16 protein-coding genes are annotated in these 24,109 nt (G+C 33.8%); 10 read left to right on the forward strand and 6 right to left on the reverse strand.

The window, feature by feature from the left end:
- The first annotated feature begins 193 nt into the window (after positions 1 to 193).
- The 6 genes from EMTOL_RS21325 (at position 194) to EMTOL_RS21350 (ending at position 10,196) form a co-directional block, all read left to right on the forward strand.
- Positions 194 to 5,122 carry a PAS domain S-box protein gene (locus tag EMTOL_RS21325; RefSeq protein ID WP_015026378.1) on the forward strand — a complete coding sequence of 1,643 codons (4,929 nt, stop codon included), beginning with the start codon at positions 194 to 196 and terminating at the stop codon, positions 5,120 to 5,122.
- Positions 5,122 to 5,556, forward strand: coding sequence for a response regulator (locus tag EMTOL_RS21330; protein WP_015026379.1), 435 nt, complete (start codon positions 5,122 to 5,124; stop codon positions 5,554 to 5,556). Before EMTOL_RS21325 ends, EMTOL_RS21330 begins: the two co-directional genes overlap by 1 nt.
- Before the next feature lie 330 nt (positions 5,557 to 5,886).
- The gene (locus EMTOL_RS21335; RefSeq protein WP_015026380.1) at positions 5,887 to 6,843 is read left to right on the forward strand and encodes an AAA family ATPase; all 957 of its coding nucleotides are present in this window, start codon (positions 5,887 to 5,889) and stop codon (positions 6,841 to 6,843) included.
- Positions 6,844 to 6,849: 6 nt separating this feature from the next.
- Positions 6,850 to 7,779, forward strand: a complete 930-nt coding sequence (locus tag EMTOL_RS21340) for a ParB N-terminal domain-containing protein (RefSeq protein WP_015026381.1) — start codon at positions 6,850 to 6,852, stop codon at positions 7,777 to 7,779.
- Between the two features lie 641 nt (positions 7,780 to 8,420).
- Positions 8,421 to 9,815, forward strand: a complete 1,395-nt coding sequence (locus EMTOL_RS21345; protein WP_015026382.1) for a replication initiation protein — start codon at positions 8,421 to 8,423, stop codon at positions 9,813 to 9,815.
- A gap of 84 nt (positions 9,816 to 9,899) precedes the next feature.
- The gene (locus EMTOL_RS21350; protein WP_015026383.1) at positions 9,900 to 10,196 is read left to right on the forward strand and encodes a hypothetical protein; all 297 of its coding nucleotides are present in this window, start codon (positions 9,900 to 9,902) and stop codon (positions 10,194 to 10,196) included.
- A gap of 292 nt (positions 10,197 to 10,488) precedes the next feature.
- Here EMTOL_RS21350 and EMTOL_RS21355 read toward each other — a convergent pair whose 3' ends face one another.
- Both EMTOL_RS21355 and EMTOL_RS21360 read right to left on the reverse strand, forming a co-directional pair.
- A complete protein-coding gene (locus tag EMTOL_RS21355; protein ID WP_015026384.1) occupies positions 10,489 to 11,448 on the reverse strand; it encodes a nitrilase family protein in 960 nt (319 codons plus the stop codon).
- 76 nt (positions 11,449 to 11,524) lie between these two features.
- Positions 11,525 to 12,331, reverse strand: coding sequence for a helix-turn-helix transcriptional regulator (locus tag EMTOL_RS21360; RefSeq protein ID WP_015026385.1), 807 nt, complete (start codon positions 12,329 to 12,331; stop codon positions 11,525 to 11,527).
- Between the two features lie 395 nt (positions 12,332 to 12,726).
- Between EMTOL_RS21360 and EMTOL_RS21365 the strand changes: the two genes are divergently transcribed.
- Together EMTOL_RS21365 and EMTOL_RS21370 are read left to right on the forward strand one after the other, a co-directional pair.
- A complete protein-coding gene (locus EMTOL_RS21365) occupies positions 12,727 to 13,812 on the forward strand; it encodes an acyltransferase family protein (RefSeq protein ID WP_015026386.1) in 1,086 nt (361 codons plus the stop codon).
- 404 nt (positions 13,813 to 14,216) lie between these two features.
- Entirely contained in the window at positions 14,217 to 14,774 is a 558-nt protein-coding gene (locus EMTOL_RS21370) for a cupin domain-containing protein (RefSeq protein WP_015026387.1), read from the forward strand.
- Between the two features lie 203 nt (positions 14,775 to 14,977).
- Here the strand turns inward: EMTOL_RS21370 and EMTOL_RS21375 are convergent, their stop codons facing one another.
- The 4 genes from EMTOL_RS21375 to EMTOL_RS21390 form a co-directional block, all read right to left on the reverse strand.
- Positions 14,978 to 17,728 carry an alkaline phosphatase family protein gene (locus EMTOL_RS21375; RefSeq protein WP_015026388.1) on the reverse strand — a complete coding sequence of 917 codons (2,751 nt, stop codon included), beginning with the start codon at positions 17,726 to 17,728 and terminating at the stop codon, positions 14,978 to 14,980.
- 82 nt (positions 17,729 to 17,810) lie between these two features.
- The gene (locus EMTOL_RS21380; protein WP_305953328.1) at positions 17,811 to 19,811 is read right to left on the reverse strand and encodes a TonB-dependent receptor plug domain-containing protein; all 2,001 of its coding nucleotides are present in this window, start codon (positions 19,809 to 19,811) and stop codon (positions 17,811 to 17,813) included.
- 548 nt (positions 19,812 to 20,359) lie between these two features.
- The gene (locus tag EMTOL_RS21385; RefSeq protein WP_015026390.1) at positions 20,360 to 20,953 is read right to left on the reverse strand and encodes a recombinase family protein; all 594 of its coding nucleotides are present in this window, start codon (positions 20,951 to 20,953) and stop codon (positions 20,360 to 20,362) included.
- 190 nt (positions 20,954 to 21,143) lie between these two features.
- Positions 21,144 to 21,986 carry an AraC family transcriptional regulator gene (locus EMTOL_RS21390; RefSeq protein ID WP_015026391.1) on the reverse strand — a complete coding sequence of 281 codons (843 nt, stop codon included), beginning with the start codon at positions 21,984 to 21,986 and terminating at the stop codon, positions 21,144 to 21,146.
- Positions 21,987 to 22,124: 138 nt separating this feature from the next.
- Between EMTOL_RS21390 and EMTOL_RS21395 the strand changes: the two genes are divergently transcribed.
- Complete coding sequence (locus EMTOL_RS21395) at positions 22,125 to 22,931, forward strand: phytanoyl-CoA dioxygenase family protein (RefSeq protein WP_015026392.1); 807 nt, start codon at positions 22,125 to 22,127, stop codon at positions 22,929 to 22,931.
- Entirely contained in the window at positions 22,928 to 24,034 is a 1,107-nt protein-coding gene (locus tag EMTOL_RS21400; protein ID WP_015026393.1) for an alcohol dehydrogenase catalytic domain-containing protein, read from the forward strand. The genes EMTOL_RS21395 and EMTOL_RS21400 overlap by 4 nt, the downstream gene beginning before the upstream one ends.
- Positions 24,035 to 24,109: the final 75 nt, after the last annotated feature.

Raw genomic sequence — 24,109 nt, forward strand, 5'->3', positions numbered from 1 at the left:
TCACACGTTTATCCCTAATTTGGGAACAATCATAACTTCATCTATTGATTAGAGTGAAAGTGATAAAATAAAAACTTTTAAGCTATTAATCATATAGATCACTACTAAATCCATACGTTTGATTAAATACTGAAAATGTATTTAAAAAAACCTTTTTGTTGGAAGAAAGTACGTTAATCTATTGAAAAAAGCTATGTCACAAACAATTACTAACAACATCTTTAACGCATTTCCATTACCTAGTCTTTTAATCTCTGTTGATTCGTCGTTTACAATTCAAAACGTAAATGATGCCTTCCTGAGAGAAACAAATAAGACCGAAAAGGAACTAATCGGGAAGCAACTTCATACATATTTTACAGAGAATAAGCTAGACTTTACTACATTGGAGCAATCATTACATCAAGTGATTACTACCAAGCAAACACAAACAATACTTGCAAAAACTATCTCCGAACAAGCGATTGAACTAGAAAATATTCCCATCTTAGATGAACATAAAGAGATTAAACTTATTATTCAATCGTATAAGTTTATCAATAGAACTAACCAAGAAAATGGGAAGAACGAATTAGAGTTATTGAAAAAATATACCAAAGAGTCATTAATAGAGATAAACAATAAACAAAAAGAACTAGAGGCTCACTTTAATGCTCTCATAGAAAATACACCAGACCTCATTTATTCAATTGATTTGAATTTTAATCTGATTACCTTTAACTCTGCTTTATCCAATCTGATGTTTGCTTTAAAAGGGGTAAACTTAGAACCTGGTATGAATATTCTAAAACATTTTAGCGAGGTTAAAAGGGAGAAATACACACATCTTTTAAAAAAAATAATCAAACAGGGAAGGTACGTTTTTGAAGATGAATTTATGTTCAACAACGAAATGCTCGTGTTCAATGTAGCTGTTAACCCCATTTTCAATGAAAAAAAACGATTGATAGGTGTTACAATTTTATCAAAAAATATCACTCAGCAAAAGCAACTTAAAAAGAAAGAAGAAGAACAGCGAGCAGAATACAGAGCCTTAGTTGATAACATGTCTGATGTTGTATATTCATTGGATATGGATTTAAACCTAATCACGTTCAATAAGGCAATGGTTGAAGCTTCCATGTCACTAATCGGTCAGACTCCACATAAAGGAATGAGCTTGATTGAAAATTTTGCCATTGAAAAAAGTGTATGCCTACGGGAAAACCTTGCAAAAGCATCGGAGGGAAAAAGAATAACATTTTTGTGCGAAGAAGCATTAAAAGATGAGTTACAAATTTATGAGGTAACCATCTATCCAATTTTTAATGATGATGCCATACAAACAGGTTTTTTGGTTCATTCAAAAATCGTTACTGAAAAAGTTAAAGCCGAAAGAGCCCAAGAGAAAATACTCCACACGCTCAATAATATCATGTCTTTATCCTTAGATGTCATTTGCACCATTGACAATAAGGGTATATTTACCAATGTCAACGCCGCAGCATATAACCTATTAGGCTATCACCCAGAAGAACTTATCGGAAAATCTTGCTTTGATTTTATTTATCCAGAAGATTTACCCAAGTCAATAGAGATGGTAAATAAATTGGATAGTATAAATAATACTTGCATTCTTGAAAACCGCTATGTACATAAAGATGGTAGAGTGATTGATGTTTTGGGGTCTATTAGAAAAGAAAATGAAGAAGGAGTATTATACTGTACTGCTAAAGATATTACTGAGAAAAAAGCAAATGAAACTCGCTTGAATGATTCTTTGAATCGATACAAATATCTTTTTGAGAATAATCCTGCACCCATGTTTATTTTTGACTTTAAGACATTACAATTAATTGATTGTAATATCGAAGCATTATATCTATATGGCTATGAGAGAGAAGAGTTTTTACGCTTAACATTAAAAGATATACGTCCAGCAGAAGAACTTCCCTTTTTAAAAGAAAAGACGAGTAGTGAGGAGGCATTTGGTAAAATTCTTCGTACCAAGGTTAAACACCTCAAGAAAAGTGGCGAAATAATGGTTGTGGAAACAGTAGGCCATTTGGCTGAGTTACAAGGCAATAAAGTAGTGCTGGTCCAAATCAATGATGTGACAAAAAGAGAAAAGGCACTCCAAGAGCTTAAAGATAAAGAAGCAAAACTGAGAACCGCTACCGTAATTGCTAAATTAGCTTATTGGCAATTAAATATTGATAGACAATTTTCTACTTCCGAAGAAATATTTAATGTTTTGGGGCTTCAGGAAACATCCCCTTTGAATTACGATTCATGGCTTAAACTTATACATGAAGATGATAAAAAAATATATCTAGAAGCTGAAAATGCAGTTTTTATAGATAAAAATGAGATCGATATTCAAATTAGAATTACTCCTAAAACCGAAGTGATCAAATGGGTGCACATCAAAGGCAAAGCTGTAAAAGATAGCCATGAAAATATCATTTTTCTTGAGGGAACATTGCAAGATATCAGTGAACAGAAAAAAGCACAAATTGCTTTAAATGAACGTAATTTTTTCATTGAAACTGCTTTTCAAAATCTGCCAATTGGGATTGCAGTATCAAACATGGATACTGGTAAAAATACATTGATGAATAAACAATTTGAGGAAATATATGGTTGGCCAAAGGAGGAGATGAGTGATACACCTGAGTTTTTTGGTAAGATTTACGGTGACGTAAAGCTTGGTGCAGAAGCGTTTGAACAATTTGTCGAAGATGCGAAAGGGGGGCGAACTAGCTGGGAGGATATTCAAATTACAACTAAAAGTGGTGAAAAAAGAATAATAAGAGCCAAAAACATTCCTATCTATGAGCAAAATTTTTTAATCAAAACTGTAGTAGATGATACAGAGCGAGTAAAAGCCAAAAATAATCTCATTTTGAGCAATGAGCGTTATAACCTTGTAACACAAGCTACTTCTGATGCCATTTGGGATTGGGATTTAGTGAGTAATTCGTTTTTTAGAGGAGGAAGTTTTGAAAAAATATTTGGTCATAGTGAAAGTAATTTATCATCTATTGATTCTTGGAGTGTTTATCTACACCCCGATGATGCTAATAGAGTTTTGAATGGTATTCACGCAGCCATTGAGAGTGATGCCATCAATTGGAAGGATGAATATTGTTACCAAAAAGCAGATGGAAAATATGCTTATGTATTAGATAAAGGCTTTATTCTGAGAGACAATACCGGAAAAGCTATTCGAATGGTTGGGGCAATGCAGGATATTACCGAACGTAATGAAAGAGAACAACAGTTAAAATTATTCGAATCAGTTGTTATTAATTCAAATGATGCGATTCTAATTACCGAACCAGAACCATTTGATGAGCCAGGTCCTAAAATCATGTATGCTAATAAGGCCTTTACGAAAATGACTGGTTATGAAGTGGAGGAAATTATTGGAAACACTCCTAGTATACTACAAGGTCCAAAGACGGACGCCAAAGAATTAGCTAAGTTAAGTCAAGCATTACAAAAATGGGAGTCTTGTGAAGGAACTTCTATTAATTACAAAAAAAATGGAGAAGAGTTTTGGGTGAATTTCACATTAACTCCAGTAGCCAATGAAAAGGGGTGGTTTACGCATTGGATTGCCATCGCACGTGATATTACTGAAAAAGTGAATTACGAACGTGATTTAATAGAAGCTAACAATAAGGTAATAACGACCCTCGAAAGTATCCGAGACGGTTTTTATTCTATGGATAAAAATTGGGTAGTTACCTATTGGAATAAAGAAATGGAAGTGTTAACTGAGGTTAATAGGACTGATATCATTGGCAAAAATCTGTGGGAGTATTTCCCAGATTTAGTTGAAACAAGATTTTACTTCGAATATAAAAGAGCAGTTGATGAAAATGTCGTAGTAAGATTTGAAGAATATCTTACTATTTCAGAACAATGGTTTGAAGCGAATGCTTTCCCTTCTGAAAATGGGCTAACTGTTTTTATTAGAGATATTACCGAAAGAAAACTGAATGAACAGAAAATAAAATCAGAAAGGAAACTTCTAAGAACCTTGATAGATAATTTGCCAGATTCTATTTATTTCAAAGACACCAATGCTCGTAAAGTGATCAGCAACAAAGTTGATTTACGCTTGCAGGGGGTTTCTAGTGAAGAGGAAGTTTTGAGTAAAACAGATACTGAAATTTATCCTTATAAACCATCTTGTCTTGGTTATGAACAAGATTTGGAAGTTTTAAATTCAGGAAAAGCACTTATTGACTATGAAGACTCTTTTATCAGTAATGAAGGGCAATTATCGTGGTACCTTACCTCAAAGGTTCCTGTTTATGATGATAACAAAAATATCATGGGACTTTTGGGTATCGGAAGAGATATCACCGAACGAAAACTAGCTGAGCAAAAATTAGAGGCTGTTAATAATGAACTACAAAAAAAAGTTCAACAACTGGTTATTTCCAATGCAGAACTTGAACAGTTCGCCTATGTTGCCTCGCATGATTTGCAAGAGCCTCTGCGAATGATTACCAGCTTTTTGTCGCAAATCGAAAGGAAATATAAAGATGTGATTGATGAAAAAGGTAAGCAGTATATTTACTTTGCTGTTGATGGTGCCAAAAGAATGAGACAAATTATTCTAGATTTGCTTGAGTTTTCAAGGGTCGGAAGAATGGAAGATAAGCAAGAATTGGTAAATCTAAATGATTTGGTGAATGATATCCTTATTCTTTATAGAAAGCAAATCCAAGAGAAAAAAGCGATTATTCATTTAGATACACTTCCAACGGTCAAGGCTTCCAAAAGTTCGATGCGTCAGGTGTTTCAAAACTTAATTTCCAATAGCTTAAAATACGTAAGTACAGAGGAGCGTGTGGTACCCCAAATAAAAATCACTGTTGAATCAGTGAACAATGAGTGGATGATAGCAATAAAAGACAATGGTATAGGTATTGATTCACAATATTTTGACAAGATTTTTATTATTTTCCAACGATTACACAACAAAAATGACTATTCAGGAACGGGCATAGGTCTGGCCATTACAAAAAAAATAATTGAAAATTTAGGCGGTAGAATTTGGCTCGAATCTGAGCCAAACAAAGGAAGTACATTTTATTTTACAATACCAAAACAGGAAATACATTGATGAAACCCATTCATATACTTTTAGTGGAAGATAACGAAGGCGATATTTTACTCACTATGGATGCTTTAGAGGAAGGAAGAATTAGTAACAAAGTTAGTGTTATCAAAGATGGGAATGAAGCGATTGATTTTCTAATGCAATCTGGTAAATATGCTGCGGAAGATTTACCAGATTTGATTTTACTGGATGTTAATTTACCCAAGCGAAATGGTCATGAAGTGCTAAGTTTTATAAAAAATACAGAGTCACTCAAACAAATTCCTGTAATTATGCTCACCACCTCATCTTCAGAAATTGATATTGAGAAAGCTTACAAGGGTTATGCCAATTGTTATATTACGAAGCCATTTGAAGTCAACGACTTCATAACAACCGTTATGAAAATTGCTGATTTTTGGCTTAGTATCGTTTCTCTACCTCCTAATTCAAAATAATTTGGTTTTAATAGATACGTATGCTACCCCCATTAAATATTAAATTTTTCTTTCATTTTTTGATAAAATTCTGGCAAGACTTTTTGTCTGATTTATAAAGGACTTCGCCATTATTATTCCAATTTAATAAATTTCACAACAGAATTATCAATTACATTATGCTTTATTATACTGATTAAATAGTTAACTATTTAATCAGTTCGTCTTTTTATAAAAGACAAGTTCCGTCTTCTTTTTTAAGATAGGAATTTATCAGAATAAAATATCTAATTTTTGGGTATAATTTTACCAAAAAATATTATATTTGGGTAAAATTAAAAGACGCTACTTATGAGTAACCAAACCCAAATTCTGAAATTTATCAGACATAACCCAGCTCTATCAGTTAGTACACTTGAAAAAGAAGCAGATATTCCTCGCCAAACAATTACCAGAGCCTTAAATGAAGGAAGAGCCATACCTGAGAAACATTTAGACCAACTGTTACCCATTCTTTCTAAATATGGCTACTCTCCTACCCTATACCAAAAAGCACGCATTATTTCTGTTGTGAACCACAAAGGTGGCGTCGGAAAAACTACCACAACAGTTTCCCTTGGGGAAGCATTAGCCAACCGAGGTTTCAAGGTATTACTGATTGACCTTGACCCACAAGGGAATCTGAGCCAAGTGCTTGGAATAGACTTACCAGAAGTACAAGTAGCCGATGCCTTACTTGATAACGCTCCTTTTCCGGTTGTACAAATAGAACAAAATCTCGATTTAGCCCCATCGGACATCGAGTTGGCGAATGTTGAAATGCGTTTTCATGAACTAACCGGCGGTGAGTTTCGCCTAAAAAATCGAATGGCACATTTACTCGAAAACTACGATTATATTATTATAGACTGTCCACCATCGCTCAATAAACTAACCATCTCGGCACTAACTGCCTCTTCGAGTTGCCTAATAACGCTACTACCCGAAATGTCGGCAGTTAAAGGTCTAAATTCAATTTGGGGAAAAATTTCAGAAGTACGCCGTGACCTCAATGCTACACTTGTTATCGATGGTATTGTTTTCACAATGGTCAAACGAAATACAGTACATGATGGAATAAAAGCACACGTGAAAGAGGAAGTGACTAACGTGAAGATTTTTGAATCAGAAATTAAACACTTGATTGATTTTCAAAAATCACAAATCGCACAAAATGCCATTGCCAAATTTGCGGATGGTTCTGAGGCAGCTAAATGCTATAAAGATTTCTGCGATGAATATATAGCCTATCTTCAAATTGTAAAATAATTCACGATGAAAACTAACATAAAAGATATTTTAGCAACGAAGACCAAACAAGCTCTTTCGAGTAATATTTTGCAAGCTGATAACATCAAGAAAAATATTGTTATAATAGATGAGCTTCGAAGCCTCATACCACCTTTGTCTTCAGAAGAATATGCTCAACTCGAAACTAATATTCTAACACATGGCTGCCAAACCCCACTACAACTTTGGCAAACACCAAAACAAAGTTTGGGAATTACGGCGAGTAATTCTGATGAAATTGCCTACGTTTTAATTGATGGTCATAATCGTTTTAAGGTTTGCTCTGCACACAATCTCCCTTTCGAAATATATCAACTGTCTTTTGATTCTATCAAAGAAGCCAAGGATTATATGATAAATTTACAGTTAGGTAGACGCAATCTTTCCCCAACTCAAATTGCATATTTTAGAGGTTTGAGATACAACAACGAAAAGGCAAATAAAACTGAAAATCTATCGAAGGGACAAAATGTCCTTTCGGGAAAAAATGAAGAAGATTTTGTCAATGTCCCCCCGAAGGGACAAAATGTCCCTTCGAAACTTTCGACGGCTGAAAGGCTTGCAGAAGAGTATAAAGTAAATCCAAAAACTATTAAAAGAGACGCTGAATTTGCCAAAGGTCTTGAAAAATTAGAATCAAGTTTAAGAAACCAAATTTTGGATGGAACCATTAAAATTGATAAATCAGCTATTCAAGAAATTGGTAAAAATTACCATTCCGATAATCTAATTGGAGATATTGCTGAGATTGAAAACTTAACTTTAACCAACTCACATACAAAAGAAGTTATTCCAATCAAAGAAAAATTAGATGAGATTTCGGCACTTTTAAAAAAGTTCTCGAAGACTCAAAAAAAGTCAGATTTAGAAGAACTAATCAAGACTGCTAAAGAAACACTCAAAATATTAAAATAGAGTAGGAGGGTGGCTACTTCCTTTTCTAGTCAATATCAAAATTACATTACTACCTTACACTATAAACTTCGAACTATTACAAAAAACGGATTTACTATAATTTGAGACGACCGAATAGCATTTATAGTCCGTTATTTGTAATAGTTTAGTCTTCATAAAAATCCAAACAAAAGCGACAACTACTATTTTTTCCGTTATTTGTAATAATTGAGTGCTTAATTTTAAAATAAAAAGCTATTATGAGCTACTCAATCCGTTATTTGTAATAGTACCAAAGCTTATATTTGATTTCCGTTTTAGATAATAATTGCTAAAACATTAATTTTAAAAGAACGAAAATTTAATACAACACCATCCATACGTGTTTGATATGTTTATATATATTTTATTTCTTTTATGTATTTTAGAGAGTCATAACTACTTGATTTAAAGGTATTTGTAAGATTTATTATTACAAAAAGCGGAGTAAGTATTACAAAAAACGGACTATCTATTACAAATAACGGAAAGTATTATTACAAAAAGCGGAATAAGTATTACAAAAAACGGACTATCTATTACAAATAACGGAAATATAATCTAATATTACATTTGGCGGAATAGTAAATATAATCTATATTTGTTAGACATTGATTGTAAATATGACTGAAAATGTAAAGGCAAGAGGAATAAAGTTTATTCGTAAATCAAACAACCTTGTTGAAGGTCGTTATAGATTTGATATTTGGGAAATGAGAATTTTTGTAAAAATGCTCACGATGATACAGCCCAATGATGAAGATTTTAAACGATATCGAATTTATCTTAAAGACATAATTTCTGAATTTGATTTAGAAAAAAATAATCGTTCGTACGAAGAATTAAAAAGTGGGGCCGAAAAGTTGGCAAGTCGCGAAATAAGAATACCGATGCTTTCTCCCCAAGGAGAAGCAATGGAATTATTTACGCATATCGCTTCTGGGGTGAAGAGTTTCTTGGATAATCGACAAGGAAAATACATAGAGATAGATTTTCATCCAGATATGAAGCCATATCTTCTACAGCTTCAGAATAAATTTTTAATGTACGATGCTCGCAATGTTTTAAAACTACCAAGCTCATTTTCGATCAGAATCTATGAATTACTTAAGCAGTACGAAACAATAGGTAAAAGAAAGTTAACGATCGAAGAATTAAAAGTAATGCTTGACATTGACGATAAATATTCCCTTTATGCAAATCTTAAAAAAAGAGTAATCTTAAAAGCACAAGAAGATTTAGAAAAATACACAGATATAAAATTTACTTTTCAAGAAGTAAAAAGGGGGAAATCAATTTATGAAATCATATTTTTTATTTCGAAAAATGTAGATATCATAAATACGCGAGATGACGCAAAAGAATTAGAGATACATTCAAGTGTGACGGATGAAGATTTAATAGTAAATGAGATTTTTAAAGTAGTAAAGAAATTTAAAGGAGCTAATAAATCAACGATTGAGAAATGGGTAGAAAAGTATTCAGTTGAACACATACAAGGACGAATTAATTTTGTATTAAATCAAATAGAAAAAGGTAAGGAGATTAGGAATCCGATGGGGCTTCTACAAAAGATGATGGGAGAAACAAATCTATTTGACCCAATTCAGGAGGAAAAGAATATTAAAGAAATTCAAAGTCAGAGGTTAAAAGAGGAACAAGAAATTAAACTTTTGAAAACCCAAAAAGAAGATTTACTAAAACAAAATATAAAGTCTTTAGATGAAGCTAAATTTAATCTGATCGAAACTTTATTCAACGAACATATAAACCTTAACTTGATTTTTTTGGATGAATTTAGAAGGCTTCGTGAGCAACCCAATACTCCGTTTATTGTTGAATTGGCATTTGATAATTACGAAACAGATATTGAGGGGATAGATATAGGAAGTAAAGAGGAATTGCTCTATAATTTTAAAATGGGAGGAAGTTTTGGGGCATTTTTTTTAGAATGGTTTGAAAAACGATTTAGTACAGAATTCCAATTATTGTATGAAAAGTTTGAAGTGAGAATATAAATTGTCTGTATTTTTTGAAATTATATCGGTATTATTTCGTTTTAATTTCAATAAATGTGTATATTGCACCAATAAATAGATTTTATGCCTACACTCGATAGAAGTAAATTCAAATATAACGCAAAAGTTTTTGAAAAAACTTGTTTGTATTGCGGAACTGTTTATTTCGCTAATCGTTCTACTGCGAAATACTGTTCATCAACTTGTCGTGGTTATGCAAACCAAGCCAAAAATCTCAATGAAGCTGCTCCTTGGAACGAAGAAGACCGTACCGTTGATGCCTTACTTTCGCAGGTGGCATATCTGAAAGGACAATTGCAACACTACGTCAATGAAAACGAAGAATTGAAAAGAATCATTGAACAAATAAAAAAGCCTTGATTAATCCACAACATTGATTCTAAATAAATTTTGTAGGATATATTAAAACAAAGTAAGTTTCTCAAATACAAATGAGTGAAGGTACGATTAAAAAATGTTTGTTACCGTCAATGAAACAAAACTATATTTCAATACTTGTGTTTGCAATCTAGTCTTGACGAGTTTAAATACCCTGTAGTACAGTAAGGTTTTTATTCCTTTCTAAGAAATTAATATTGGTTGGTTTAGGTATTGCCCTTAAGTAGGATTTAAAAAGGTAGGTATTACTGGCAATACCATATAAACTACAGATCTACTCTTTTTCGTCTATATTTAGCCAAACAACTTTTTGCTCAGAAGTATGATGTTGTCCAAGAATATCTCTATACAATTCAGGACGCCTTGCTTTCATATAACGATTTCCGCCTGCTTGAATAAGCTTATCAGGTGTAACAGTAGCCGTAACAAAACTATCATCAAAACTGCGGCATTCAGCAATTATATCTCCAAAAGGGTCAATTATCATAGACAACCCAGGTTTTAATTGATCATGATCCATACCAATTGCATTCGAAAAGATAACATACACAGCATTGTCATAAGCTCTTGATGGAAGCCATTTCATTAACCAAGCTCTCCCTTTCATACCATCAAATTCCAATCTTAGAGACGTCGGATCTGCTTCTCTGTTTTTCCAAAGGTCAGGACTAACAAAACCAGCACCTGGTCGAGTAGAAGGAGTACACATTGTTACATGAGGCATAAAAATAATATCAGCACCTAATAGTTTAGTGGCACGTACATTTTCAATAATATTGTTATCGTAACAAATTAAGATACCACATTTCCAACCATGAATATCAAAAATAGTATAGCTTTCACCTGCGTTCACATGTGGGTTTATGAATGGATGAATTTTTCGGTGTTTTGCAATTAAGCCATTTCCATCTACACAGACGTAAGGTTTGTAGAGTTTATCATTTTCATCTTTTTCAAAAAGTCCGGCCAAAATAATCATGTTGTACTTGGCCGCAATTTTAATTAATTCATTAGTACTTTCTCCACTAGGCACCAACTCTGCTAAGTCAAGCATTTGTTTCTTGTCTAAATTCCTTGCAAAAGTGTATCCAGTGATAGAACACTCGTGAAATGCAATCACATTTGCCCCTTCTTCTGAGGCCTTTTTAGTGAGCTTTTCAATAACAGATAAATTGTATACTTTGTCTCCGTCTTTTGCTTCAAATTGAGCTGTTGAAATTTTCAAATTGACCATAATATTTTGTTGAATTAAAAAATCTGGGACAAAATTATTTTATAGACTTGAAGATAAATTGTACAAAACCGACATTCTACATTTTAGATATAGTGACAAAGTTTATAGCTAATTTATTTACATTGTTTTGGTAGGAAGTAGGCGTAAATCCAGTAATTTTTTTAAATTCTTTAATCAAATGTGATTGATCAGAATATCCTACTTGATAGTCTAATTCAATCAAGTTTGTGTTGCTTTTTTTATTTTTAAGCTGTTGCAAAAAATTATGCAGTTTTAAGATATTTGCAAAATGCTTTGGGCTAATACCCACAGAATCTAAAAACAATCTTTCAATATGTCGCTGGCTATAGCCCGTAAACTTTTCAAGTTGATTACTAGAAATTTGTCCTTTGCTTTTACGAATGAAATTAACTGATTCAGTTACTAAATCTTCTTTCCCTTTTAAAACTTTTAAAGCAATTCTAGTAAAAAATATATTTAGAATATTCAATTTATCATTGATAGATTTAGCCTCCTTCAATCTCTCTTCAATCAGATTACTTTCCTTATTAAAAATATGCTCTAAAGAGATAATTTTATCTTTAATTTCAAAAGCAGGAATTCCCAATAATTTTTTAATTCCCGTTGGCTGGAAAACAACAATTATCAAAGATAGATTTTTTGAAGATTGAATATCTTTAAATTGTGTAATTTGGCCGTATAGGAAGGAGCTTGGCAAGATATTTTTGTCAAATTCAAGCGATAAATTATTATTGGAATTAAAAACTATACCAGTATTCCCATCAGAAAAAAGCCGCAGAGTTTGTGGTTCAAATCCATTACTCTCTAAAAATAGATAATGCTTTATTATGTCTTTTAATATGTCGAAGGGTGGAATTTGCATAATTACCTTAAAATTGAATCTTACACTTGAAGATACAAAAGTTTTGTATCGTTTTATATTTTTGAACATAATTATCCAACACAGAGTGGGGACACGAGGCTGATGGCAAGCAAAGTAAGGTGGCAGTCTCAAATTGATTTTGAAAGCCAAACCACAAAAACAAATTTATTCGACCATAAGTATGATAATTATTTTGTTTGTATGGGTATTGTTTCAAGGTTAAAAAGTTGGCTAATTTTTGTTTACAAAATATTTTGAAGGGAATTAGTTGAAATGGTCTAAAAAATATTAACTTGCATTAATTAACACGTTGGCAGGAAGGCTAATGGACTGCTGTAAATCAACGGATAACTGACAAGCCGTTTAGGCTTTGTTGTCCTAAACGAAAGTATAAAATGGCATTAAATAAAGAGGTCACTAAATTCAAATTACCAAGTCTAAATGGGCTGAGAGCAATCAGTATCTTATTAGTAATTTTTCGCCACTTAGAAATAGAGTATCATCTACTTTTAGACAAGCTACCAAACGCACTAAAACCTTTTTATATTTTCTTTTCAGATGGACAATTAGGTGTCAATATGTTTTTTGTTATTTCTGGTTTCTTAATTACGACCTTACTCATCGTTGAAGAAGAAAAAACAAAAACAGTTTCACTGAAAAACTTTTATATCAGACGTACATTAAGAATATTTCCTGCATATTATTTCTATCTACTTGTTTTATTGATTTTGCAATTAACTAATGTTATTTATATCAATAATGAGTCTTGGCTTACGGCTGTCACATACACAAAATATTTTAATTGGTCTTCAGATTGGTTTACTTCACACGGTTGGTCATTGAGTATAGAAGAACATTTTTATCTGATGTTTCCACTCATATTTACATTTGGCGACAAGATAAGAAAACGTGCATCCCTTTTTCTCATACTAATTGTTCCTGTTATCAAAGTTTTAGTTCATTTCTATCCAGTTTCTTGGATAAACGATTACACAATTTTCAAAAGAATTGATGCATTAGTAATTGGCTGTGTGATTGCTTTTTACAAAGACAGTTTACTAAATTTATTGGATAAACATTTTAAAACTTGGTTTTACTTATCACTCGTAATACTTTTTGTAATTGGATTTTTACCTGGAATTGGAGAAAGATTAAATCTGAATTTAGACTTTATAATAATTCCTTTTGGCTCACGTTACGGAACATTTGCAAATATCTGTATTGGGGTTGTTCTTCTATATTCTATCTACGGTCATAAAGGAATTTGGTTTAAGTTACTCAACACCAAAGTGCTTGACTATATTGGGCTACTCTCGTATAGCATTTATCTTTGGCAACAACTTTTTATTAGTGGTAGTAGCTTATCTTGGGCATCATCTTTCCCTTTAAATATATTGTTTTTCATCAGTGCTGCTTTATTCTCGTATTACTGCATTGAAAAACCATTTTTGAAGTTTAAAGACAAATTTCAGAAAACGTAAGAAGCTACAAACAGCAGTTATGTATTCAAAATTAGTAATGCCTTTTGGCAACGGTTAGGCTGTTATTTTCAAATCTTGCTTAGATTTCAGTTTTTTAAACCTAAATAACTGAGAAGAATTACAGTGGCTTACCTTGATTTTGGAGAAAGAATAATTTAATGTTGGTCTTTGGACAAACGCGAATACTGGGTTTTCTACTATACTCACATAAGCGTTTGCACTGATTTTAGAGACCAATTATCCGTGCAATTCAGCCCAAGCTGAATGAATAAGGCTAAACCACAGTATTCACTTTACTATTCGGAAGTTTGGACTGATAAAGATCTAGCTATCAACTCAGCTCGAAGTCCTGACCCTTCACGGTAATCATTTCAGAGATACCCTAATTTAAAAATAAAAGAGATATGCCATCTAAAGGACAGATTTTAAACAATCCAGCCACTGGAGACGTCTATGAGTTTTTAGAAACCGCTAAAGATACCAATGGACAACGAGTTACAATAAAAATGACTCTTAAATCGAAAGGTGAATTGGTTCCTAATCATTATCACGCACTACAAGAGGAACATTTTGAAGTTATTTCTGGCAAATTGACAATATTACTTGATGGTAAGACACAAGTATTGAAACAAGGTGATAAGATTACTTTACCGAAAAACAAGCCACACAATCATTATAATAATGACACAGAAACCGTTGTTTTTAAGCAATCAGTTTCGCCGGCATTGGACTTTGATTACTTATTAGAAAATATTATTGGACTTACTATTGATGGAAAAATGCCAAATGGAAAAGCAGGATTAATTCAAGAGTTAGTAACCTTAAAATATTTGGATAGCAAAAGTTACCTTGCCAATATCCCACAAGGAATACAAATGTTTTTAATGAATGTTGTAGGCCCAATTGGACGTATGTTTGGATATAGAGCTATCTACAAAAAATATTCTGACATAGAAAAATAAGCACCGCAATATTTTTTCAATCGAAAAGTAGGGTGCCAATATTATCATCAAAGTAAAATCAACCTACATTTGAAATTATACAAAACCAGTTATCTACGTTTAATTCCATATCCTAATCAAATTACAAGTAGATTTAAAATAGATTTCGTATAGATTGGAAATTAAGATAGCTTGGCTAGAAACCCAAGCTGTCTTAATTTTTATTATTTCTTGTTTTTATTCTTCTTCGATTTTTGTTTCAATTTTTCTACCTTATCATCATCATCACGTCTTTTTTGCATAGTTTCTGTGCGGTCAAGTTCTTCCGAGCTTACAAAGAATTTCCAATCAAACTTTTCATCGAAAGGCGTTAATGCTTTTTCTGGGTCGAAAATTCGGAGGTCGGATTGCACAGCATTATAGGGCGAAAAATCTGGTTTATCCGTAAAAATATCGGCCATATCGGTTGCTCCAGCATCATACTGATTTAAGTACGGAATACCTAAAATATGCCAAAAAGTCTTGAAAATACTACCAAAACTGTAATGAACTTTACTCACGTAATCTTTTTTGGTGTAGGGCGAAGCCACCATTAAGATACTACGGTGGGCATCTACGTGGTCAACGCCACCTTGAGGGTCATCTTCGGTAATAAAAATCGCCATGTTTTTCCAGTAAGGCGTTTTTGATAAAAATTCAATCGTACGACCAACTGCTAAATCGTTATCAGCCATGTAACTCGCCTGAAATGGATAACCTGCGTGCGGACGCTCGCCCGTACCGTGGTCGTTGGGTAACATAAGCGTAATTACCGAAGGCAAATTCCCTTTTGACCAACGCTCGTTAAATTCTTTCATAAACAAATCGGCTCTAAATTGGTCAGGAATGGCCATATTATAGGTTGGAAAAGTCTTTGATGATTTATCAATAAGAGGAGCGGGGAGGGGGTAATTAACAGTATAAAGTTCGCCAATGTATTTCATCGTGCTATCACTAAAAGCTCCAGCCATTTCAACTCCAAAACCAAAATTATAAAAGTCGATTTTGTTACGGTCGAGATGTTCCCACATGCTACCTCCCTCGTTATAGTCTTCGGGATAAATTGAGCCTGCTGAACCATAAATGGCTAAATTCCCTGGAGCATTTGAGGTATCTCGTTGCGAAAGTTTTCCGCCGTAAGATGCCGCCGTTTCGGTTTCGCACCATTCATTGGGATAAGTATTTACGAGCCAACGGTGGCCATCAGCCGAAACATCAGAATCACAGAAGAAATTATCGCTTATTGCAAATCTCTTTGCCAAAGCAGCATGGTTTGGCATCACTCTGGCATCAGGAATTACTTTTGTACCTTTTCGATTGATAACTTTTACTCCATTCCCAAAACGAGCTAAAGTAGAGTCGCCATCACCATTTTTATTTTGCCCAAAAACTTCATCATAAGTACGATTTTCTTTTGCAATAAATACAATGTATTTGATTTCATCCGACGGCTTTTTATTGGTTGAAGGAATAGGATTTTTTCCTTTTCGTGGTTCGGTAAATTTAAAATTATTTTGAATAACTACCTGTGTTTCAGCCTTTAATTGTTCATCAGCTGGAATATCAATTACTGAAACTAAACCCTTCATTAACCCACCAATATAACTACCTTCGGCTCCCATTTTAAAGTTTTTACCAGCATTTGGTCCACTTCCAAAGCCTTTTGCATTAGCAACGATAAGTTTCTTGCCATCATTACTCACTTTTAATTTTGAAGGAAACCAACCAGTCGGAATATGCCCAATAACCTCGAGGCTGGATACATCAATTACCGCAACTGCATTTATACCCGATTCAGCAACAAAAAGGCGTTTTTGGTCGGGCGAAAGCGTGATGCCGAAAGGAATAACTCCTCTCAAATTCCCTAAACGTTTATCTATTGCAAGAGGAATATTTTTTAGTACTTTTCCTGCCTTAATATCAATCACCGAAATACAATCATTATTGCCGTTACTTACAAAAACATAGTCGTTTGTAGCTACAACCGAGTTTGGACTGCTACCACCAACCGCAGGAAAATCTTCAATCATTTGTCCGACTAAAAAACCAGTTTTTATCTTTGCATTTGGTTGAGTAGATTGAGTTGGGTAAATCCAAACTGAAAAGGATTCGGGGGCATTTGGGTCACCAAGAGCGGGAATTCCATTGGCAGCGTCACCTTCTAACATTTCCTTTGAACCGTATTTCGTTGAAGGAAATTTATGAGCAGTTCCTTTGATATTTTTGGGGTCTAAATCAGTAAATCTTTTGTATTCAAAAACACCTACATTGGCAACTATCACATTTTTTTCGTCGGGTGTAAGTGTAATTCCAAAAGGATAACGCCCCGTAGGAATATTTTGGATGATTTTCTCGCTAGCAATATCAATTACGGCAATTCGGAAACCTATTTGGTCAACTACATAAATCGTCTTGCCATCTTTAGTCATAACCATATCGCCCAAATATCCGTGCCTAAAGTCTTGACCATTAGCCTTTACTGCACAATTGATTGAGCCCTTTGGTTTACCGGTATTGACATCATATTTGAAAATTTTGTTCGATGCACCACCTGATACATAAACTGTTTGGTTATCAGGGCTAATGGCTAAACCCATAAAGCAAGCTTCTAAAATACCTTCGTTATTTTTTGCCCCTTCGGGAACTTGAATCGTTTCAGGGTTGGCAGAAAGTATATTTTTAATAATAGAAATAGAAAATGGGCGAATACCCGAATTGGCGGTAATCGCCGTGTTTCCATCAGGACTCAAAACCAAACCATATGGATGTGGAGCTGTTGAAATCTGCACGCCACGAGGCGTAATAATACGACCATTGGGAATAACCGTTTTGCCTGCTTTATCTATTTTTGCAGGGATATTTCCTGCAGGGGCTTCAATGACTACTTGGGCTTGCATAACAAACGGAATAGTCACTAACAGTAAAAGTTTCTTCATTGGTTTTTTGATGAAAAAATTAGAGTTATCTAGTTAAAAATTAAGTTATTGTTGGACGAAGTTTGCAACCTCAACCAGAAATTCAGATTTCAAAATGCAAAGTCAGCCATAAACTACGACCTACGCCATTGATTCCTGAGCCGTGTGTGCGGTAATCTTTATTTGTAAGGTTTTGAGCAGAAAGATTGATATTCAACCATTTATATTCGTATCCTCCGTAAATATTCACAATTTGCCAAGCGGCTGTTCCATTTTTACCGATCCGATTATCGTCTTTGTCTCCTTGTGCAAGACGTTCTTGCTTGGAAGCAAACAACAGTTCGGGACGAATAAAAAAGCTATTTTTGCGAAATTCTAAACCCAAACGACCATTGAGTGGCGGAATACGTCGCATCGGTTCATTTTTCGTAATATTTTGTCCATAGGTGTATGAAATGCCGCCGTAGGTTTTCAAGTCTTTGCTCATTAGTGCTTCAAACTCAGCTTCGATGCCTTTGATGTAAGCTTTTTCGATATTTTCTTTTCGATAAACACTGTATGTATTAATTACTTGATTGGGTACTTTTACTCTGGCAATTAAATCACGCAAATCGCTGTAATAAAAAGCAGTAGCCGCCGAAAAACGATTACTTCTAAATTTGTACCCTATTTCATAATTATTCGATTTTTCGGGTTTCAAATTATTTGTGGGCAACTCATATCGAAAATCTACGATGCCAAGCGTACCTAAATCATCGACATTTGGCGTGCGAAAACCTGCATTGTATGAGGCATAAATATTTGATTTTGAACCAATTAAATAAGAAATTGAAAAATTTTTTACGAGTGTTTGTGGTGTTAAGTTTGTTTTACCGATAGTTTCATCGGGAACAATAATCGAAAAACCATTATAACGAAGACCAGCCGAAAACTGCCAATGATTTTGTATAAACTGATGTAAAGAATAAAGTGAATAATTTAAAAAAGTAGAATTATCGGGGTAGAGACCACGCAAATTTTTTGGTGCTTCTGAAGAAGTAATAGAAGCGGGTCTATCTACTTTCGAGCTTCTTACCAAATCATGGTAAATTTCAATGCCAGAATTAACCGTCCATTTCTCCGAAAATTCAGAGAAAATATTAGTAGTCAACCCTTTGGTATAAACTTTATCGGTTTCTTGAATCAACCTTGTTGAACCATTCTTTTGGCTATTCCTACCTTCATAAGTCATTTGTAATGAGCCAATTAATGAAACTTCATTAAAGATTTTTGAATTGTTTTTTTGGTTAAACTTCGCATAAGAAAGATTTCGTCTTTGAAGTTGAAATTCATTAATTGCAAAATTTTCCAGTACTACTTTATGATAGACGGGTACATCTTTTGCTTCAAAATATTGGTTTGCTAACACCAAAATTCCCTTTCCGAGTTTCAGTTTGGCTTTGAAATTCCCCATTTGTTCGTCATAACCTGAAGGTGATTGGCGGCCCGTGAGTTTTCCACCAACTAAATCACCAAAATTTCGATAACCAAAACTTGCGGAAACCGCTAACTTTTCACCTCCATAATTTATTTCACCACGAGCGGTTTGCTCCATACCTTGAGTAGCGATTCTACCTAGGAAATTACCTTTCCATTTTGTATTAAATTCAGGTTCGGCCGTGAATATTTGGATAGTTCCACCCAAAGCATCAGAACCGTATTGCACCGAACCACCCCCTTTCAATACTTCAATTTTACTAATCGAAAATGGGTCTATTGTATTAAAATACTGGTTAGGGCCGTAGCGAAAGGTGCTGTTGCTAAGGCGAATCCCATCAACCATCAATAAAGTTTGATTTCCTGTAAGCCCACGCACGAAAGGAGAACCGCCCCCATGATTGGTTTTCTGCACAAAAACACCATTTATTCCAATCAATGCTTCAGGAGTTGTTCTAGATGCATACGTTTTAAGGTATTTTTTATTCAGAATCTTGATGTTATTAGGTGTTTGAAACTCTTGATTTGCCGAACGACTTGCGGTAATAACAACTTCATTCAGAAGTTCGGTTTTGGTTGAATCGGTCGATGGATTTAACAAACCCAAATACATTAAAAGTAATTTCATAAAGTTGATGTATCGTTTACTACTCAATTAATCATTATACCTTATTTTAGGTACATTATGATGACAAGATACGAAGAGCATATTAGTTTTGGTTATAACTAAATTTTATTTTTATTAGCAAAAACACTGTCTTACTTTTGGAAATAATGAATATAATTTGGTAAGAGAAGGATCATGGCTAAAAATATATTTGAAGCAGGAATTCCTATTTAAAATAATCATAAGAATAAAATTAGAGGGTTAGGGGTATTCGAATTAAAAGCAAAAAGCAAATGTAGAAATGTCAGATAAATTGTGAGTTAAAAAATTGTGATTGTATTGTTATGAATCTGTAAAATGTTAATAATCTTGATTTATCTGGTAGCAATCAAACAGGAATATGGCATATAGATTATGTCTTTCCTTATGATAGTAGAATTGATATCAATAAAGATTAAAAATTTGCTGGTTCGCTGTTCAGTACCATTTTCAAAATTGACAAATAAAGTTTAAGTAGTGATTTCAATAGGTTAGAAGAAAAATACACTTATAATGTACCCTTCTTACTTCTATTGTTTTAGATTATAAGCTCCAATTTTTACCCCTCGATATCTTAAGTATTTATAAAGTGTCATTTTAGAAACACCAATTTCTTTAGCAATCTGATTAACACCCAGCTTACCCTCTTTATAATAGGTTTCTGCGAGAATTGCTTTTTGCTCGGCACCTTTGGTCATTCCTTGTCTTCTTCCTCCTTTTCTACCCCTAGCACGTGCCGCTTCCAAACCAGATTTTGTCCTTTCGCGTATCAGTTCTCTTTCAAATTCAGCAAATGAGGCTGAAATATTAAAGAATAATCTACCCTGAGGAGTTGTCGTATCAATAGCATCATTGATACTTCTGATACCTACTTCTTTTTGGTTAAGTTCTGCCACCACTTCTAGCAGATGCTTCAAAGAGCGGCCAAGACGGTCAAGTTTATAAACCACTACGATATCTCCTTTACGAAGATGACTCAATAGTTTTTGCAATTCAGGCCTTTCAGTTTTTGCACCAGACGCCGTTTCTTTAAAAATCATTTCGCAGCCGTCTTTCGTGAGTGCATCGATTTGTAGGTCTAAAACCTGCTCTTTGGTACTAACCCTTGCATAACCTATTTTCATATTGCTGTATATTTTTGATTAACTTAGATAAATATAAATATACTTTAATTAATATACAACAAAAATATACTTTTGTATGGTTTACCTCTTTCTAAAAAATAGAGATTTTTCAACAATTATTTTGTATAGATAAACACTCGTTTATTTATACAAAGTAATTCAATTAAACATAAGCCAATAATTTTAAAAACTATTGGCTTTTAAAGTTTTTGGGAGTCGTACTCTTATATTTTTTAAATACTTTATTAAAGTACGAAACATCTCCAAATCCACTTTCAAAAGCAATTTGGCGAATCGGCAAGTCGGTTTTTTGAAGTAACTGGCATGCGTATTGTAATCGAAATTCTAGCATAACTTCTACAAATGTTTTTTGTGTAATTGTCTTGAAATATCTACAAAAAGAAGTAGGTGATAAATCAGCTACATCAGCAATTTCTTCAAGAGAAATATTTTCCTTAAAATTTTCAATTAAATAAGAAAAGACCTTTTGGAATCGTGCGGTTTCTGATTGATTATATTGATTTTCGATGAATGAAAAATCAATACTAGATATTTCTTTTGCTTGACTAAGTTCATCTAAAATTTCAATTAGTCCCAAGATTCTCTGCAAAGGCGTTTTTTCAATCAACTGAATAATACTTTTACTAATTTTCTTTTTTGTTTCGCCTAAAATGGTAAACCCAGATTTTGCTTTTAGTAAAAATTTCTTAATCTGCTCTATCTCTGGTAATTCCAAGAATGTTTTACCCAAAAAGTTCTCATCAAATTGTATTACTATTGCCGAAACATACGCTTCTTCATTGGGCTGATTTACCCAACAATGAGGAAGGTTATCACCCAAAAATACCAAGTCTCCCGCATAAAAATTATTAACTTGCCTCCCTACGTAGCGTTGTCCTTCACCCTTTAAGATTAAAGTTAATTCAAACTCTGGATGGAAGTGAAAAGGAGCATCAAAGTTTTTTAAATCAAATTTTCTAATTAAAATCGAATTAGTATGCTCTGTTTGCAACTTTTCAAATACGGCTTTCATAGTTTCATTTTTTCAGATTAACAATATCAATTTTAAAATAATGATAATATTAGACAATTATTTGAAAATTTAAACAAAAGGAGTAGTAAAAAAAAATATGACATTTGTCATATAATTATATTATAAATACATAGTAAGATGAATAAAATATTAAATCAACCTTATCAGCTTTCTGAGGAAGCCATTGAATTTTATCAGAAAAACCGTTATATTAAATTAAAAAATGTTTTAGATGCTGAAACCTTAGCTTATTACGGTGAAGCCATCACAAAAAAAGTAAACGAATTAAATAGCCAGGATAAACCAATTGATGAACGTGATACTTATGGAAAAGCGTTTTTACAAATTTTTAATCTTTGGTGTCAAGATGAAGTATGCAAAGAATTTGTGTTGAGTAAGCGATTAGGCCAAATTGCAGCTGAGTTAATGCGTGCAGATGGTTCAAGACTTTACCACGACCAAGCTTTATTCAAAGAAGCAGGTGGTGGCATTACCCCTTGGCACGCTGACCAGTATTACTGGCCTTTATCAACGGATAAGACTATTACGGCTTGGATTCCACTGCAGCCAGTTCCTGTTGAAATGGGACCTCTGGAGTTTAGTGCCGGAAGTCATGTGATTGTAGAGGGGCGAGAATTAGCAATTAGTGATGATAGCGAGCAAAAAATAGCCCAACGTTTACGTGTAACTGATTTTAAGCATGTTGCAGAACCTTATGATTTGGGGGAAGTTAGTTTTCATTCAGGTTGGGTGTTTCATAGAGCAGGAGCGAATAATACCGACCAAGTGCGTAAGGTAATGACCATGATTTATATGGATAAGGATATGATTTTGAAAGAACCCGAAAATGAAAATCAAAGAAAAGATTGGGAAGTATGGTGTCCTGGGGCTGAAATTGGGAAAATTATTGATACGCATTTAAATCCAATTGTATATTCAAAATGATAACTTGTAAAGCGGCAATTGCCGATGGAAATGGCTGTTTTTCCATCGAAAATATTATGGTAGATGAACCTATCGGTGATGAGGTATTGGTTCAAATAAAAGCGGCAGGTGTTTGTCATACTGACTGGGACTCTCAATCTTGGAAAAAACCACTTGTGATGGGGCATGAAGGAGCTGGCGTGGTTGTTAAGGTTGGAGAAAGAGTAAAATCATTAAAGGTTGGCGATAAAGTAATGCTTAATTGGGCGATTCCTTGCTATGAATGTTTTCAGTGTCAAGAAGGAAATCAGCATATATGTGAGCGTAATTCTGCGGTGATTGCTGGAAACAAAGTAAGCGAAGGCCATGCAAAGTTTGATTCAACAACTTTTCAAGGTAAGCCAATCGAACGGGCATTTAGTTTAGGAACAATGTCAGAATATACCTTAGTCAGAGAAGCGGCTTGCGTTAAAATTAATGTCGAAATTCCGTTTACTTCTGCCGCAATTGTAGGTTGTGGCGTGATGACTGGTTATGGCTCAGTTGTGAATGCTGCTAAAGTACAAGCAGGAAGCTCGGTTGTGGTATTAGGTACTGGTGGCGTGGGTCTAAATGTCATACAAGGGGCAAGAATTGTTGGTGCAGGCAAAATTATTGCGATTGATGTAAACCCAAATCGTTTGGAAATGGCAAAGGAATATGGTGCAACGCATACTATCTTGGCTAATAGAGATGATAAAGGTTTAATGGAAGCATCAAAGATAGTAAAGCAAATGACAGGTGGCCGTGGTGCAGATTACGCTTTTGAATGTACCGCCATTCCAGAATTAGGAGCAGCTCCTTTAGCAATGGTGCGTAATGCTGGTATGGCCGTACAAGTCAGTGGAATCGAGCAAGAAATATCAATAGATATGAATCTTTTTGAGTGGGATAAAATTTATATTAATCCTCTTTATGGCAAAACACGTCCTCAAATAGATTTTCCAATTTTGCAAAATCTTTATGCAAAAGGTGATTTGATTTTAGACCAAATGGTAACACGAACCTATAAACTTGAAGAGCTCGCAGATGCTTTTGCTGATATGCATGCAGGAAAAAATGCCAAAGGTGTAATAGCGTTTTAGATTGAATAATCGTATTTAATGATTGAACCTTAAAATAGAAAGTCTGCGATTATTTTAAATGAATAAAATGGTCTA

The sequence above is a fragment of the Emticicia oligotrophica DSM 17448 genome (assembly GCF_000263195.1).
Taxonomy (GTDB): Bacteria; Bacteroidota; Bacteroidia; order Cytophagales; family Spirosomataceae; genus Emticicia; species Emticicia oligotrophica.

Excerpts from the sequence above, each read along its gene's own strand:
- EMTOL_RS21395 (WP_015026392.1), top strand. The coding sequence starts at position 22,125 with ATGAATAAAATATTAAATCAACCTTATCAGCTTTCTGAGGAAGCCATT.
- EMTOL_RS21335 (WP_015026380.1), top strand. The coding sequence starts at position 5,887 with ATGAGTAACCAAACCCAAATTCTGAAATTTATCAGACATAACCCAGCT.
- EMTOL_RS21340 (WP_015026381.1), top strand. The coding sequence starts at position 6,850 with ATGAAAACTAACATAAAAGATATTTTAGCAACGAAGACCAAACAAGCT.
- EMTOL_RS21380 (WP_305953328.1), bottom strand. The coding sequence starts at position 19,811 with ATGAAATTACTTTTAATGTATTTGGGTTTGTTAAATCCATCGACCGAT.
- EMTOL_RS21375 (WP_015026388.1), bottom strand. The coding sequence starts at position 17,728 with ATGAAGAAACTTTTACTGTTAGTGACTATTCCGTTTGTTATGCAAGCC.
- EMTOL_RS21330 (WP_015026379.1), top strand. The coding sequence starts at position 5,122 with ATGAAACCCATTCATATACTTTTAGTGGAAGATAACGAAGGCGATATT.
- EMTOL_RS21365 (WP_015026386.1), top strand. The coding sequence starts at position 12,727 with ATGGCATTAAATAAAGAGGTCACTAAATTCAAATTACCAAGTCTAAAT.
- EMTOL_RS21390 (WP_015026391.1), bottom strand. The coding sequence starts at position 21,986 with ATGAAAGCCGTATTTGAAAAGTTGCAAACAGAGCATACTAATTCGATT.
- EMTOL_RS21385 (WP_015026390.1), bottom strand. The coding sequence starts at position 20,953 with ATGAAAATAGGTTATGCAAGGGTTAGTACCAAAGAGCAGGTTTTAGAC.
- EMTOL_RS21400 (WP_015026393.1), top strand. The coding sequence starts at position 22,928 with ATGATAACTTGTAAAGCGGCAATTGCCGATGGAAATGGCTGTTTTTCC.
- EMTOL_RS21325 (WP_015026378.1), top strand. The coding sequence starts at position 194 with ATGTCACAAACAATTACTAACAACATCTTTAACGCATTTCCATTACCT.
- EMTOL_RS21345 (WP_015026382.1), top strand. The coding sequence starts at position 8,421 with ATGACTGAAAATGTAAAGGCAAGAGGAATAAAGTTTATTCGTAAATCA.
- EMTOL_RS21350 (WP_015026383.1), top strand. The coding sequence starts at position 9,900 with ATGCCTACACTCGATAGAAGTAAATTCAAATATAACGCAAAAGTTTTT.
- EMTOL_RS21355 (WP_015026384.1), bottom strand. The coding sequence starts at position 11,448 with ATGGTCAATTTGAAAATTTCAACAGCTCAATTTGAAGCAAAAGACGGA.
- EMTOL_RS21370 (WP_015026387.1), top strand. The coding sequence starts at position 14,217 with ATGCCATCTAAAGGACAGATTTTAAACAATCCAGCCACTGGAGACGTC.
- EMTOL_RS21360 (WP_015026385.1), bottom strand. The coding sequence starts at position 12,331 with ATGCAAATTCCACCCTTCGACATATTAAAAGACATAATAAAGCATTAT.